At 51.4% G+C, this 14,900-nt stretch carries 14 protein-coding genes; all 14 read right to left on the bottom strand.

Annotated elements, in window-relative coordinates; translation table 11 throughout:
- Position 1: 1 nt before the first annotated feature.
- A complete protein-coding gene (gene tolQ / locus DY231_RS06885) occupies positions 2-688 on the bottom strand; it encodes a Tol-Pal system protein TolQ (protein WP_072009447.1) in 687 nt (228 codons plus the stop codon).
- Positions 685-1,089, bottom strand: coding sequence for a tol-pal system-associated acyl-CoA thioesterase (gene ybgC, locus DY231_RS06880; RefSeq protein WP_034497145.1), 405 nt, complete (start codon positions 1,087-1,089; stop codon positions 685-687). The genes tolQ and ybgC overlap by 4 nt, the downstream gene beginning before the upstream one ends.
- Positions 1,090-1,236: 147 nt before the next feature.
- On the bottom strand, positions 1,237-1,530 hold the full coding sequence (gene ybgE / locus DY231_RS06875) for a cyd operon protein YbgE (protein WP_034497148.1): 294 nt from the start codon (positions 1,528-1,530) through the stop codon (positions 1,237-1,239).
- Positions 1,530-1,643 carry a cytochrome bd-I oxidase subunit CydX gene (cydX, locus tag DY231_RS06870; RefSeq protein ID WP_064512614.1) on the bottom strand — a complete coding sequence of 38 codons (114 nt, stop codon included), beginning with the start codon at positions 1,641-1,643 and terminating at the stop codon, positions 1,530-1,532. Before cydX ends, ybgE begins: the two co-directional genes overlap by 1 nt.
- A 14-nt stretch (positions 1,644-1,657) precedes the next feature.
- Positions 1,658-2,797, bottom strand: coding sequence for a cytochrome d ubiquinol oxidase subunit II (gene cydB / locus DY231_RS06865; RefSeq protein ID WP_034497152.1), 1,140 nt, complete (start codon positions 2,795-2,797; stop codon positions 1,658-1,660).
- Between the two features lie 15 nt (positions 2,798-2,812).
- Positions 2,813-4,381 (bottom strand): cytochrome ubiquinol oxidase subunit I, encoded by a 1,569-nt coding sequence (gene cydA, locus DY231_RS06860; RefSeq protein WP_034497155.1) that lies wholly within the window; start codon positions 4,379-4,381, stop codon positions 2,813-2,815.
- An 846-nt stretch (positions 4,382-5,227) separates the two neighbouring features.
- Positions 5,228-6,100 carry a succinate--CoA ligase subunit alpha gene (sucD, locus tag DY231_RS06855; protein ID WP_034458762.1) on the bottom strand — a complete coding sequence of 291 codons (873 nt, stop codon included), beginning with the start codon at positions 6,098-6,100 and terminating at the stop codon, positions 5,228-5,230.
- Entirely contained in the window at positions 6,100-7,266 is a 1,167-nt protein-coding gene (gene sucC / locus DY231_RS06850; protein WP_034497176.1) for an ADP-forming succinate--CoA ligase subunit beta, read from the bottom strand. The genes sucD and sucC overlap by 1 nt, the downstream gene beginning before the upstream one ends.
- Positions 7,267-7,378: 112 nt before the next feature.
- Entirely contained in the window at positions 7,379-8,605 is a 1,227-nt protein-coding gene (odhB, locus tag DY231_RS06845; RefSeq protein WP_115627746.1) for a 2-oxoglutarate dehydrogenase complex dihydrolipoyllysine-residue succinyltransferase, read from the bottom strand.
- Between the two features lie 14 nt (positions 8,606-8,619).
- Positions 8,620-11,427 (bottom strand): 2-oxoglutarate dehydrogenase E1 component, encoded by a 2,808-nt coding sequence (gene sucA, locus DY231_RS06840; protein WP_115627745.1) that lies wholly within the window; start codon positions 11,425-11,427, stop codon positions 8,620-8,622.
- A 205-nt stretch (positions 11,428-11,632) separates the two neighbouring features.
- Positions 11,633-12,349 carry a succinate dehydrogenase iron-sulfur subunit gene (locus tag DY231_RS06835; RefSeq protein WP_034497183.1) on the bottom strand — a complete coding sequence of 239 codons (717 nt, stop codon included), beginning with the start codon at positions 12,347-12,349 and terminating at the stop codon, positions 11,633-11,635.
- Positions 12,350-12,364: 15 nt separating this feature from the next.
- The gene (sdhA, locus tag DY231_RS06830) at positions 12,365-14,131 is read right to left on the bottom strand and encodes a succinate dehydrogenase flavoprotein subunit (protein ID WP_115627744.1); all 1,767 of its coding nucleotides are present in this window, start codon (positions 14,129-14,131) and stop codon (positions 12,365-12,367) included.
- Positions 14,131-14,478, bottom strand: a complete 348-nt coding sequence (gene sdhD / locus DY231_RS06825) for a succinate dehydrogenase membrane anchor subunit (protein ID WP_034497188.1) — start codon at positions 14,476-14,478, stop codon at positions 14,131-14,133. Before sdhD ends, sdhA begins: the two co-directional genes overlap by 1 nt.
- Positions 14,472-14,876 (bottom strand): succinate dehydrogenase cytochrome b556 subunit, encoded by a 405-nt coding sequence (sdhC, locus tag DY231_RS06820; protein WP_034497190.1) that lies wholly within the window; start codon positions 14,874-14,876, stop codon positions 14,472-14,474. The genes sdhD and sdhC overlap by 7 nt, the downstream gene beginning before the upstream one ends.
- Positions 14,877-14,900: the final 24 nt, after the last annotated feature.

Genomic DNA, 14,900 nt, shown 5'->3' with positions numbered 1-14,900 from the left:
CTTACTGCTTATCGCTGCTGGTAAAAGCCTGACGGTGCAGGATAGCCGTGAACTCTTCCATGAAGTTGTCGTAATTCAATTCCAGTTTGTTCACACGTTGATTCAGGCGGTTATACGCCATAACCGCAGGGATTGCAGCGAACAGACCGATTGCAGTTGCAATCAGTGCTTCTGCGATACCTGGTGCAACCATCTGCAATGTCGCTTGTTTGACCGCACCGAGTGCGATAAAGGCGTGCATAATCCCCCAAACCGTACCAAACAGACCGATATACGGACTGATTGAACCCACGGTTCCGAGGAAAGGAATATGAGTTTCCAGCGTTTCCAGCTCACGGCTCATGGAAATACGCATGGCGCGAGATGCCCCTTCAACAACTGCTTCAGGTGCGTGCGTGTTAGCACGATGCAGTCGGGCAAACTCTTTAAAGCCTGAATAGAAAATTTGTTCAGAGCCAGCAAGATTGTCACGGCGGCCCTGGCTTTCCTGATAGAGACGGGACAATTCAATGCCCGACCAGAACTTATCTTCAAATGCTTCTGCTTCACGAGTAGCCGCATTGAGGATGCGCGTACGCTGAATAATGATTGCCCATGATGCAATGGAAAAACCAATCAAAATCAACATGATAAATTTGACCAGAAGGCTTGCCTTCAGGAACAAATCAAGGATATTCATGTCAGTCACTGCTTGAACTCCGCGACAATAGACTTGGGAAGCGCACGAGGCTTCATTAGGTGTGGATCAACACAGACGATCAGGACCTCAGCTTCGTTGAGCACCTGGTTATCGGCATTGACGATTCGCTGTGTAAATACCATAGAGGTACCACGCATCGATGTAATTTCACTTTGGATTTCGAGTAAATCGTCGAGTCTGGCCGGCGCCAGATAATCCACTGTCATTCTGCGAACAACAAAGGCGACGCGCTCCGCCAACAAATCTTGCTGGTTGAAGTTGTGATGGCGCAGCATCTCTGTGCGTGCTCTTTCATAAAAAGCAACATAACTGGCATGGTATACCACACCACCGGCATCGGTATCTTCGTAGTAGACACGAACCGGCCATCGAAACAGCGTTGTACTCACTTTACATCCCGGTAATGCAATTAAACGTTGCTACTATACGCAAGAGGATGGGGGTTGGGAATGGGTTGCATTAAACGTTAGGTAAATATTTATGGGCTTCTTAAAGCCCATAAAATCTGTGTAAAAATCTACAAGCTTAAAGAAGCATCAGAAGAAGAAAATAGCCAGTCCTGCCAGGAGGACTAATAGCGCAGGTAACGGACTAAAAACGCCCTGCCACAGCACTTTACGTGGACGAAAGCCCACACCATGTATCACACCGGTGCAAACAGCCCACATCAACAAAAACCCGTGCCAGATTGCCAGGTCACTGGTTTTTGCCGCAAAGCGGGACGGGTCCCAAAACATACACCCGGCCAGGATAAGTGCCATGATCAAGGAAAGAGCCCTTAACGGGCTCTTATCCATTACCGCATACAGCTTTGCGATAATTCCTTCCATCAAATTTCTTCTTTACCAGCTTTAGCAGCTTCTACGTGCTCAAGTGCCAGGGCGGTAATGATGCCAAAAGCACAGGCAAGAAGCGTCCCCAGAATCCATGCAAAGTACCACATAATCAGCTCCTTACTTAGTACAGAGAGTGGGTGTTGCTTTCGATATGCTCTTTGGTGATTCGACCGAACATTTTCCAGTAACACCAGATGGTGTAAATGAGAACAATCGGCACAAATACCGCAGCAACAAAGGTCATCACGTTCAGCGTCAGCTGGCTGGATGTTGCATCCCACATGGTCAGACTCGCGTTCAGCATGGTGCTTGAAGGCATGACGAACGGGAACATCGCCACACCAGCAGTCAGAATCACACAAGCCAGAGTCAGTGAAGAGAACAGGAATGCCATGGCACCTTTCTCCAGGCGCGACATCAACACAGTCAGCAGTGGCAGTACCACACCCAGTGCAGGGATGAGCCACAGAATCGGCATATTGTTGAAGTTCACCATCCAGGCACCTGCCTGACGAGCAACTTCTTTGGTCAGCGGGTTAGAAGCTGCATGGTGATTCAATTCTGAAGTCACAACATAGCCGTCAATCCCGTAGATAACCCAAACACCAGCCAGTGCAAAGCACACCATCATCACCAGCGCTGAAATTTGCGCAGCGGCTTTGGCACGCAGATGGAGTTCACCCACAGTACGCATTTGCAGGTAAGTAGCACCTTGAGCAAGGATCATGGATACGCTCACGACACCAGCCAGCAGGCCAAACGGGTTCAGCAACTGGAAGAAGTTACCGGTGTAGTACAGGCGCAGATACTCATCAACGTGGAACGGCACGCCTTGCAGCAGGTTACCGAACGCCACACCAATGACTAACGGTGGCACGAAGCTACCGATGAAAATGCCCCAGTCCCACATGTTACGCCAGCGCATGTCTTCAATCTTCGAACGGTAATCAAAACCTACCGGACGGAAGAACAAAGAAGCCAGTACCAGAATCATCGCTACATAGAAGCCGGAGAACGCAGCAGCGTAAACCATCGGCCAGGCAGCAAATAGCGCACCACCAGCAGTGATGAGCCACACCTGGTTACCATCCCAGTGCGGGGCGATGGAGTTCACCATAATGCGGCGTTCAACGTCAGATTTGCCAATGATGCGAGACAACATGCCCACGCCCATGTCAAATCCGTCGGTGACCGCAAAACCAATCAGCAAAATGCCAACCAGCAGCCACCAGATAAAACGCAATACTTCATAATCGATCATTTGACGACTCCTGTCTTAGCGTGCCGGCTGAGAAGCCACATTGGACTGCTCAAAGTGATAGCGACCTGTTTTCAGACTGCTCGGCCCAAGGCGAGCAAATTTGAACATCAGGAACAATTCCGCCACCATAAACAGCGTGTAAAGGCCGCAAATCAGTACCATGGAGAAGATCAGATCGCCCACGGTCAGCGAGGAGTTAGCAACCGCGGTTGGCAATACCTCACCCACAGCCCACGGTTGACGACCGTACTCAGCAACAAACCAGCCAGATTCAATCGCAATCCACGGCAGCGGGATGCCATAGAGCGCCGCACGCAACAGCCATTTTTTCGAGCCGATTGCATTACGTGTTACGGTCCAGAACGAAGCCGCGATGATAAACAGCATCAGGAAGCCACAACCGACCATGATACGGAATGCAAAGTACAGCGGAGCAACGCGTGGGATAGAGTCTTTGGTTGCTTTCTGAATTTGCTCTTCCGTCGCGTCGGCGACGTTCGGCGTATAGCGTTTCAGCAACAGACCGTAACCCAGGTCTTTCTTAACGGATTCAAAGTTATCGCGAACTGCCTGGTCTTTCGAACCGGCACGTAACTGTTCCAGCAGGCTATAAGCCTTCATGCCGTTACGAATACGTTCTTCGTGCTGAACCATCAGGTCTTTCAGACCAATAACTTGCTTATCCACAGAGCGGGTGGCGATGATGCCAAGCGCGTATGGGATCTGAATGGCATAGCTATTTTCTTGCTTGTCCTGGTCAGGAATACCAAACAGCGTAAAGGCGGCAGGAGCAGGTTGTGTTTCCCACTCAGCTTCAATGGCAGCCAGTTTGGTTTTCTGTACGTCACCCATTTCGTAGCCGGATTCATCACCCAGTACGATGACAGACAGGATAGCCGCCATACCAAAGCTTGCAGCGATGGCAAATGAACGTTTCGCAAATGCGACGTCACGGCCTTTAAGCAGGTAGTAGGAGCTAACACCGAGGATGAACATCGCACCACATACGTAGCCAGAAGCCACTGTGTGAACGAATTTCACCTGTGCAACGGGGTTCAACACCAATTCGGAGAAGCTGACCATCTCCATACGCATGGTTTCGAAGTTGAAGTCGGAAGCAATTGGGTTCTGCATCCAGCCGTTCGCCACCAGAATCCACAGCGCGGAAAGGTTGGAGCCAAGTGCCACCAGCCAGGTTACCGCCATGTGTTGGACTTTGCCGAGGCGATCCCAACCGAAGAAGAACAGACCTACAAAGGTGGATTCAAGGAAGAATGCCATCAGGCCTTCGATGGCCAGAGGGGCACCAAAAATATCACCCACGTAATGCGAGTAATAAGACCAGTTTGTGCCGAACTGGAACTCCATGGTTAAACCGGTGGCCACGCCCAAAGCAAAGTTGATACCAAACAACTTGCCCCAGAACTTGGTCATATCTTTATAAATTTGCTTACCTGACAGAACGTACACCGTTTCCATGATGGCCAACAAGAACGCCATACCGAGCGTTAGTGGCACAAAAAGAAAGTGGTACATCGCGGTCAAGGCAAACTGTAAGCGCGACAGTTCGACAATATCAAACATCTTGACTCCTTGCTCTTCGCATGAAGACTCCGACCGTGGTTCACCCGATGGTTCACCACAACGCATGCCCTAATACAAAAACATTGGCTTCCAAACTCCACCCTCTCATTATTTGTATGTAATGAAGAAGATGAAAGGTTACAAACACGTTAATAAAAACCCAAAATAATCCGCAAATATATTACCCTGCAAATCCCTTACGATAAATAGGTAATTGCTAAGGCTTATTTACGTTTCTCGACAGTGATCAATTTATAGCGAAAATGTCCACTTACCGCCATCTTGATCTGCAACAATTTACGCGCTTTCGCACCCTACTTGCTAGTTTTAGATATTGATCTAGCGCAATTTATTCCCTGTTTGTTAATTTAGTTTCTCATTGCAATGAATAGTGAACTTGTTGTTAATGATATGTTTTGCAAAAGACATTTCCGTTAATGCATAGATGATATCTATAAACAAAAGTTATTTATTTGAAGCCAGGTCCGGAAATTAAATCCTCCCGCATTAATGACGTACCACATTAATCACCCCACGGTATTTTCCGCTGTTCATTTCTTTTCCCGCTCATAATTAACAAATAATTTACTTTTAATGTTTCGATAATTAACAATTCATTGTTTTTGATAGGGTTAGCACAATGTTGCTGCGGACTGAGAAACAGAAAGGCCACGTAAAAACGTGGCCTGAGAAAAAGACTGAAACAATAACGCTATCTGGAACGGTTTATCGCAAGGCTAAATGTCCGCGACTGACAAGGCTTGGTGGCGCGGCGTAAGCACTAACCATAAAAAAGGCCGCTCAAAAGAGCGGCCAACCATGTCGAACATTTATTATTAGTTCTGCTTACTGAGGCAAAATAGCTTTCAGTGCGTCACCGATGTCAGCCAGGCTGCGTACGGTTTTCACGCCTGCGGCTTCCAGCGCTGCGAATTTCTCATCCGCTGTGCCTTTACCACCTGCAATGATGGCGCCAGCATGGCCCATACGCTTACCTTTCGGCGCAGTCACACCCGCGATGTAACCCACTACTGGCTTGGTTACGTGCTCTTTGATGTAGGCTGCCGCTTCTTCTTCAGCGCTACCGCCGATCTCACCGATCATCACGATTGCTTCAGTCTTCGGATCTTCCTGGAACATCTTCAGGATATCGATGAAGTTAGAGCCAGGGATCGGGTCGCCACCGATGCCGACACAAGTAGACTGGCCCAGACCGATATCAGTAGTCTGCTTAACCGCTTCATAGGTCAGCGTGCCGGAGCGGGAAACGATACCCACTTTGCCTGGCAGATGAATGTGACCTGGCATGATACCGATTTTGCACTCGCCAGGGGTGATAACGCCTGGGCAGTTTGGCCCAATCATGCGCACGCCAGCTTCGTCCAGTTTCACTTTCACAGTCAGCATATCCAGCGTCGGAATGCCTTCGGTGATAGTGATAATCAGTTTAATGCCTGCATCGATTGCTTCCAGAATGGAGTCTTTGCAGAACGGTGCCGGAACGTAGATAACAGACGCGGTAGCGCCAGTTGCTTCTACGGCTTCACGCACGGTGTTAAATACTGGCAGACCGAGGTGCTCGGTGCCGCCTTTGCCTGGCGTAACACCGCCAACCATTTGCGTACCGTATGCAATCGCCTGCTCGGAGTGGAAAGTCCCCTGGCTGCCGGTGAAACCCTGGCAAATCACCTTGGTGTTTTTATCGATCAAAATGGACATTATTTCCCCTCCACGGCAGCTACAACCTGCTGTGCTGCATCCGTCAGACTTTTCGCTGCAATAATATTCAGGCCGCTGTCAGCCAGTTTCTTCGCACCCAGTTCCGCATTGTTACCTTCCAGACGAACAACCACTGGAACGTTAACACCCACTTCTGCAACCGCACCGATGATGCCGTCTGCGATCAGGTCGCAACGTACGATACCGCCGAAGATGTTAACCAGAACCGCTTTCACTTTGTCATCAGACAGAATGATTTTGAATGCTTCGGTAACGCGTTCTTTGGTGGCACCGCCGCCAACGTCGAGGAAGTTTGCTGGTTCGCCGCCGTGCAGTTTAACGATGTCCATGGTGCCCATTGCCAGGCCCGCACCGTTAACCATGCAACCGATGTTGCCATCCAGCGCAACGTAGTTCAGTTCCCACTGCGCAGCCTGAGATTCACGTGCATCTTCCTGGCTTGGGTCACGCATTTCGCGCAGCTCTGGCTGGCGGAACAATGCGTTGCCATCAGCGCCCAGTTTGCCATCGAGGCATACCAGATCGCCCTGCTTCGTGATAACCAGCGGGTTGATTTCGATCAGCGCCAGGTCACGATCCAGGAAGATGTTCGCCAGGCCCATGAAGATCTTGGTGAACTGCTGAACCTGTTTACCTTCCAGACCCAGTTTGAACGCCAGTTCACGGCCTTGATAAGGCATTGGGCCTGCCAGTGGATCCAGAGCAACTTTGTGGATCAGATGCGGGGTTTCTTCCGCAACTTTTTCAATTTCAACGCCACCTTCGGTGGACGCCATAAACACGACGCGACGGGAGCTACGATCAACCACCGCGCCAAGATACAGTTCTTTATCAATGTCAGTCGCAGCTTCAACCAGAATCTGGTGAACCGGCTGGCCATTGGCGTCTGTCTGGTAGGTGACCAGGCGTTTACCCAGCCAGTGCTCAGCAAAAGCACGGATGTCTTCTTTGCTGTTAACCACTTTCACGCCGCCCGCTTTACCGCGGCCACCAGCATGAACCTGACATTTTACCACCCACGGACCTGCGCCAATTTTAGAGGCTGCTTCTTCCGCTTCACGTGGAGTGTTGCAGGCGTAACCGACTGGAGCCGGCAGGCCATATCGAGCAAACAACTGTTTCGCCTGATACTCGTGTAAGTTCATGAGTTCTATCCATCCTTCAGGGTAATCGTTATTCAAACCTGTAGACCGGTGCGGTTTTCGTGCCGGATGGCGCTACGCTTATCCGGCCTACAGTGCAGGTGATGCTTTTAAACTAAACGTCCAGCAGCAGACGAGTCGGGTCTTCGAGCAATTCTTTGATTGCTACCAGATAACCCACTGATTCACGGCCATCGATCAAACGGTGATCGTAAGACAGCGCCAGATACATCATTGGCAGGATCTCAACTTTACCGTCAACCGCCATCGGACGATCTTTGATAGCGTGCATGCCGAGGATCGCGCTCTGCGGTGGGTTGATGATCGGCGTTGACATCAGGGAACCAAACACACCACCGTTGGTAATGGTGAAGTTACCGCCAGTCAAATCTTCCACTGTCAGCTTGCCGTCACGGCCTTTGACTGCCAGTTCTTTGATGCGTTTTTCGATGTCAGCCATACCCAGGGTATCAACATCACGCAGTACCGGAGTCACCAGGCCGCGTGGGGTAGAAACCGCAATGCTCACGTCGAAGTAGTTGTGGTAAACCACGTCTTCGCCATCAATAGAAGCGTTCACTTCCGGATAGCGTTTCAGTGCTTCAACGACCGCTTTGATGTAGAAGGACATGAAGCCCAGACGTACACCGTGGCGTTTCTCAAAAGATTCACCGTACTGCTTACGCAGTTCCATGATTGGCTTCATGTTCACTTCGTTAAACGTCGTGAGCATGGCAGTGGAATTTTTCGCTTCCAGCAAACGTTCAGCAACGCGTTTGCGCAGGCGAGTCATTGGAACGCGTTTTTCGCTACGGCCAGCCAGTGGCGCAACCGGAGCTTTGGATTCTTCTGCCGCTTTAGCTTGAGCAGGTTGAGCCGCTTTCGCCTGAGTCAGATGCTTATCCACATCTTCACGGGTGATACGACCGCCAACACCGCTGCCTTTAATGGCATTAGCATCCAGAGAATGCTCTGCAATCAGGCGGCGAATAGCCGGGCTGAGAGCGTCATTGCTCTGCTCTTCCAAAGAAGCCTGCTGGCGCTGCGCCGGGGTAGACTCTTTGCTTTCTGCTTTTGCAGAAGTCTCTTTACCAGAGCTGTTGCCTTCACGCAGGCGACCCAGGATTTGACGAGAAGTTACGGTGGTGCCTTCATCTTCCAGTACAGCATCCAGAATACCATCTGCAGACGCCGGTACTTCCAGTACCACTTTGTCAGTTTCGATTTCCACCAGCACTTCGTCACGGGTCACGGTGTCACCCGGTTTTTTATGCCAGGTTGCAACAGTCGCATCGGCAACGGACTCAGGCAGGTCAGGAACTAGAATATCTACGCTACTCATTTTTTATCCTTTAATTAATCGACGTTCAGCGCGTCATTAACCAGATCTTGCTGCTGTTTCTGGTGAACGGACAAGTACCCTACCGCAGGTGATGCGGAGGCTGGACGACCTGCATAACGCAGGGCTGATCCAAATGGAATCACTTCACGGAAATGGTGCTGGCTACAGTACCATGCGCCCTGGTTAAGCGGCTCTTCCTGGCACCACACAAAATCATGTACGTGAGCAAAGGGTTTCAATGCTTCCTGCACCGCCTGGTGCGGGAACGGATACAACTGTTCGATGCGCACAATCGCCACATCTTTTTGATCGTTCTTACGACGCTGTTCCAGCAAATCGTAATAAACCTTACCAGAACACAGGACGACGCGTTTCACCGCTTTAGGATCAAGCTCGTCAACTTCGCCAATGGCAGGTAAGAAGGTGCCGTTAGCCAGTTCTTCCATGGTGGAAACTGCCAGCGGGTGACGCAACAGAGACTTAGGTGACATCACCACCAGCGGACGACGCATGCCGCGCAGCGCCTGGCGACGCAGCATGTGATAAACCTGCGCTGGAGTAGAAGGCACGCAAACCTGCATGTTTTGTTCAGCACACAGTTGGAGGTAACGCTCCAGACGCGCGGAGGAGTGCTCCGGACCCTGGCCTTCGTAACCGTGTGGCAGCAACATCACCAGGCCACACATACGGCCCCATTTCTGCTCGCCGGAACTGATGAACTGGTCGATAACAACCTGAGCGCCGTTGGCGAAGTCGCCGAACTGAGCTTCCCAGATAGTCAGCGTGCGCGGTTCCGCAGTGGCATAACCGTATTCGAACGCCAGGACCGCTTCTTCAGACAGCACGGAGTCCCAGACTTTGAACTCGCCCTGGCTGTTGTGAACGTGTTGCAGCGGCGTGTAAGTTGAACCGTTAGTCTGGTTGTGAATCACAGCGTGGCGGTGGAAGAATGTCCCACGTCCCACATCTTCACCCGACAAACGTACAGAAACGCCTTCATCAACCAGGGTTGCGTACGCCAGATTTTCAGCCGCGCCCCAGTCGAATTTCTTCGCGCCGTTCGCCATTTCCATGCGGTCGCTGTAGATTTTCGCTACGCGTGACTGCATCTCAACGGTTTCAGGGGCGCTGCTAATACGCTTCGCCAGCTCCTGCAAACGCTTCATCTCTACCTTGTTCGGATAGCTCTCATCCCACTCGTGGTTGAGGTATGGCGACCAGGTAAATGAATGCATGTTCATTGGGCGGTATTCTTCAACCACACATTCGCCAGCATCCAGCGCGTCACGATAGAGATTCACCATTTCGGTGGCATCTTCAAGCGTTGCCAGTTTTTGCTGCTCCAGACGGTCTGCGTAGATCTTACGCGGCGTCGGGTGTTTCTTAATTTTCTGGTACATCACTGGCTGAGTTGCGCTTGGCTCATCAGCTTCGTTATGACCATGGCGACGGTAACAAACCAGATCGATAAACACGTCGCGCTTAAAGGTGTTACGGAAGTCCAGCGCCAGACGAGTCACAAACGCTACCGCTTCCGGATCATCTGCATTCACGTGGAAAATTGGCGCCATCACCATCTTACCGATATCGGTACAGTACGGTGTAGAACGCGCATCCAGCGGGTTAGAGGTGGTGAAACCAATCTGGTTATTGATAACAATGCGAACGGTACCGCCCACTTCGTAACCACGCGCTTTGGACATGTTCAGGGTTTCCTGAACCACGCCCTGCCCGGCTACCGCGGCGTCACCATGAATGGTGATTGGCAGAACCTGGTTAATACCTGGTTTTTCCAGACGGTCCAGACGCGCGCGGACAGAACCGATAACCACCGGGCTAACGATTTCGAGGTGTGACGGGTTAAACGCCAGCGCCAGGTGAACCAGGCCGCCTTCGGTTTCAACGTCAGATGAGAAGCCCATGTGGTACTTCACATCACCGGTGCCGAGGTGTTCTTTATGCTTACCGGCGAACTCGTCGAACAGTTCCTGCGGTTTTTTACCCAGTACGTTGATGAGTACGTTCAGGCGGCCACGGTGTGCCATACCCAGAACCACTTCACGTGTGCCGCTCTTGCCCGCATGGCGGATCATCTCTTTGAGCATTGGCACCAGTGCATCACCGCCTTCCAGCGAGAAGCGTTTTGCGCCTGGGAATTTCGCACCCAGGTAACGCTCAAGGCCTTCTGCTGCGGTCAGCTCCTGCAGGAAGCGTTTTTTCTCATCAACAGTAAATGTTGAGTGACCCACTACCGATTCAATGCGCTGCTGAATCCAGCGTTTTTCTTCGGTGTTGGTGATGTGCATATATTCCGCACCGATAGATCCGCCGTAAGTCTGCTTCAGCGCACTGATCAAGTCGGACAACTTCATGGTTTCTTTGCCGCTGGCAAAAGAACCCACATTGAAAGTTTCCTGAAGATCGGCGTCAGTCAGATTATGGAAGACCGGGTCAAGATCGGGAACCGCGTCCTGCTTCCACAAACCAAGTGGATCAAGGTTTGCAGCCTGATGACCACGGAAACGCCAGGCGTTGATCAGCTGCAACACTTTGACTTGCTTAACGTCGGTGTCAGGGTCGGTGATTGCGGTGGAATAACGTGAGGCATCCTTCGCCAGACGACGGAAATAATCACGTGTTTTGGAATGGAATTGATCCGGTCTGGCCCCGGTTCCAGGTAATTGCTGGAACATTGAGCGCCAGTGCGCATCAACAGAGTCAGGATCGGTTAAGAAGTCTTCATAGAGCTGCTCTATCCAGGACTGGTTTGCACCTGCCAGGTAAGAGGAATCCAGCCAGGCTTTCATTTCGCCGTTCTGCATCGTGATCCCTTAAGCATTTATATGCTTATTTCGCCGTGAATAACTATTGCGTACACATGTGGTACACATTACCGGGGTTCACAACTACGAGCCTTTTTCCTTTCCAGGCGGCTCGAGAAGGAACCTTTAAAAACTGTCGCAACAGGGCAGTTTTTAAAGGTTTCCTGCAAATTTTCCCCTCTCCCGAAGGAGAGGGAACTAAAAGCTAGGCACTCTTTTGCAGCAACATCGACTTAATGTGGCCGATGGCTTTCGTCGGGTTCAATCCCTTAGGACACACACTGACGCAATTCATGATGCCATGGCAGCGGAATACGCTGAAAGCATCACTGATTCCGTCAAGACGACTTGCGGTTTCAGTATCACGGCTGTCAATCAGGAAGCGATATGCCGCCAGTAAACCTGCCGGGCCGATGAACTTATCCGGGTTCCACCAGAACGACGGGCAGGAAGTCGAGCAGCACGCACACAGAATACACTCGTACAATCCATCCAATTTCTCACGCTGCTCGGGTGATTGTAAATGCTCACGAGCCGGTGGATTTTGCCCATTATTCAACAAGTAAGGCTTAATCTTCTCATATTGAGCATAGAATTGCCCCATGTCTACAACCAGATCGCGCACAACCGGCAATCCAGGTAGTGGACGGATCACAATCTTCTGCTTTCCGTTGCCCAATGCGGAGATCGGGGTGATACAAGCCAGGCCATTTTTACCGTTCATGTTCACGCCATCGGAGCCACAGACCCCTTCACGGCACGAGCGACGGAAAGACAGCGTCGGATCTTTTTCTTTCAGTTGCATCAGCGCGTCAAGCAACATCATGTCGCGCCCTTCTTCCCCTTCCAGGGTGTACTCCTGCATACGCGGAGCATCGTCAACATCCGGGTTGTAGCGATAAATTGAGAATTCGAGTTTCATCACTTTGCTCCGCTATTAATAAGTACGCACTTTCGGCGGGAATGCCGGACGCAGTTTCGGCTGCATGTTCACCTCACGGCGAGTCATGCTTTCCGACTCAGGCAGATACAGGCTGTGACACAGCCAGTTTGCATCGTCACGTTCCGGATAGTCGAAGCGGCTATGCGCGCCACGGCTTTCGGTGCGGAAGTTAGCGGAAACAGCGGTCGCAAAAGCAGTTTCCATCAGGTTATCAAGCTCGAGGCACTCAACGCGCTGGGTGTTGAACTCGCTTGAAGTATCATCCAGACGGGCGTTTTTCAGGCGCTCGCGGATTTCTTTCAGTTGCTCAAGACCTTTTGCCATCGCATCACCTTCACGGAATACCGAGAAGTTGTGCTGCATACATTCCTGAAGCGCTTTGCGGATTTCCACCGGATCTTCGCCGTTACGGTTACCGTTCCAGCGGTTCAGGCGCTCGAGGGCGGCATTAATTTCGTCTTCGGTCGCATCACGCAGCTCGCCCTGCTCTGCGATAGACTCCAGCAGATGCATGCCCGCAGCGCGGCCAAATACCACCAGATCCAGCAGTGAGTTACCGCCCAGACGGTTTGCACCGTGAACGGATACACAAGCGATTTCACCGACGGCAAACAGACCAGGAATCAGCACGTCTTCACCCTGCTCATTCACGGTCAGCGCCTGGCCGGTGACTTTGGTCGGGATACCGCCCATCATATAGTGGCAGGTTGGGATAACCGGGATTGGCTCTTTAACCGGGTCAACGTGGGCAAAGGTACGAGACAGTTCGAGGATACCCGGCAGACGGGATTCGAGAACTTCTTTGCCCAGGTGGTCGAGTTTCAGTTTCGCGTGCGGACCCCATGGGCCGTCACAACCGCGACCTTCGCGGATTTCAATCATGATGGAACGCGCAACAACGTCTCGGCCCGCCAGATCTTTCGCGTTTGGCGCGTAACGCTCCATGAAACGCTCGCCGTGTTTGTTCAGCAGATAACCGCCCTCACCACGACAACCTTCTGTAACCAGCACACCCGCACCTGCAATCCCGGTTGGGTGGAACTGCCACATTTCCATATCTTGTACAGGCACGCCAGCGCGCAGCGCCATGCCAACACCGTCGCCGGTATTAATGTGCGCGTTAGTCGTGGACTGATAAATACGGCCCGCACCACCGGTTGCCAGGATGGTCGCTTTCGCTTTGAAATAAACCACTTCACCGGTTTCGATACACAGCGCGGTCGTCCCCACCACGGCGCCATCGGCGTTTTTCACCAGATCAAGCGCATACCATTCGGAGAAAATCGTGGTTTTGTTTTTCAGGTTTTGTTGGTACAGCGTGTGCAACAATGCATGACCGGTACGGTCAGCCGCCGCTGCGGTGCGCGCCGCCTGCTCGCCGCCGAAGTTCTTCGACTGGCCGCCAAACGGACGCTGATAAATAGTGCCATCATCAAGGCGGGAGAACGGCAGACCCATATGCTCCAGTTCCAGAATCGCTTCCGGCCCGGTTTTACACATATATTCAATGGCGTCCTGGTCACCGATATAGTCGGAACCTTTTACCGTGTCATACATATGCCATTCCCAGTTGTCTTCGTGGGTATTACCCAGCGCTACGGTGATACCACCCTGCGCAGACACGGTATGGGAACGGGTTGGGAAAACTTTAGACAGCAAGGCGCAAGTCTGGCCACCTTGTGAAATTTGCAGTGCGGCGCGCATACCTGCACCACCAGCACCGATGACAACTGCATCAAACTCTCTGACTGGTAAACTCATTACACACCCCACACCACAACGAATCCATAAATGACGTAAACCAGCAGTGCTACAACAATCACGAATTGCAGCCCAAGACGAATCGCCACTGGTTTAACGTAGTCGGTCAACACCTGCCACATGCCAATCCAGGCATGGATCAAAATTGAGAACAATGTCAGCAGGGTGAACACTTTGGTGAAGGCGGAGCCGAAGAAACCACTCCAGACCTCGTAGGTTAAATCGCCGGTAACAGCGAAAAACCCAATCATATAGATGATGTACAGGGTGATTACGATGGCGGAGGCACGAACCAGAATATAGTCATGCACACCATTGCGACCTAATGCGGAGGCATTGCTTACCATACGAGGACTCCTGCGAGAAGTGAAAGCACGACAGTAATAACAAAGGAAATCATTGCGGATCGTTTGCCCGCTATAAGGGTTTCTTCCAGTAAGCCGGTGTCCATCAGGATGTGGCGAATGCCCACAACAACGTGGTATGCCAACGCTGTGAGGATGCCCCACATGATGAATTTCACAAAGAAGCTACTCATTATGGATGAAGCAACGAGGAAGCCTTCTGGAGAAGAGAGTGACTGGCCTAACAACCACAGTAGAATGCCAACAGCCACAAAGGTGATCACGCCGGATACACGATGGAGGATGGAAGCGATCGCAGTGACGGGGAACCTCATCGTTGTCAGATCGAGATTTACAGGTCTTTGTTTTTTCGCATTTTTTATCATGAATAGCGCCCACATGCTGTTCTTATAGTTTCCTTCCTC

This window comes from Buttiauxella agrestis, assembly GCF_900446255.1.
GTDB lineage: Bacteria > Pseudomonadota > Gammaproteobacteria > Enterobacterales > Enterobacteriaceae > Buttiauxella > Buttiauxella agrestis.
Note: the sequence above shows the minus strand (reverse complement) of the source record. Positions and strands in the feature narration are given on the sequence as shown.

Excerpts from the sequence above, each read along its gene's own strand:
- cydX (WP_064512614.1), bottom strand. The coding sequence starts at position 1,643 with ATGTGGTACTTTGCATGGATTCTGGGGACGCTTCTTGCCTGTGCTTTT.
- sucC (WP_034497176.1), bottom strand. The coding sequence starts at position 7,266 with ATGAACTTACACGAGTATCAGGCGAAACAGTTGTTTGCTCGATATGGC.
- cydA (WP_034497155.1), bottom strand. The coding sequence starts at position 4,381 with ATGTTTGATATTGTCGAACTGTCGCGCTTACAGTTTGCCTTGACCGCG.
- ybgE (WP_034497148.1), bottom strand. The coding sequence starts at position 1,530 with ATGGAAGGAATTATCGCAAAGCTGTATGCGGTAATGGATAAGAGCCCG.
- sucA (WP_115627745.1), bottom strand. The coding sequence starts at position 11,427 with ATGCAGAACGGCGAAATGAAAGCCTGGCTGGATTCCTCTTACCTGGCA.
- odhB (WP_115627746.1), bottom strand. The coding sequence starts at position 8,605 with ATGAGTAGCGTAGATATTCTAGTTCCTGACCTGCCTGAGTCCGTTGCC.
- sdhD (WP_034497188.1), bottom strand. The coding sequence starts at position 14,478 with ATGGTAAGCAATGCCTCCGCATTAGGTCGCAATGGTGTGCATGACTAT.
- sdhC (WP_034497190.1), bottom strand. The coding sequence starts at position 14,876 with ATGTGGGCGCTATTCATGATAAAAAATGCGAAAAAACAAAGACCTGTA.
- DY231_RS06835 (WP_034497183.1), bottom strand. The coding sequence starts at position 12,349 with ATGAAACTCGAATTCTCAATTTATCGCTACAACCCGGATGTTGACGAT.
- sucD (WP_034458762.1), bottom strand. The coding sequence starts at position 6,100 with ATGTCCATTTTGATCGATAAAAACACCAAGGTGATTTGCCAGGGTTTC.
- cydB (WP_034497152.1), bottom strand. The coding sequence starts at position 2,797 with ATGATCGATTATGAAGTATTGCGTTTTATCTGGTGGCTGCTGGTTGGC.
- sdhA (WP_115627744.1), bottom strand. The coding sequence starts at position 14,131 with ATGAGTTTACCAGTCAGAGAGTTTGATGCAGTTGTCATCGGTGCTGGT.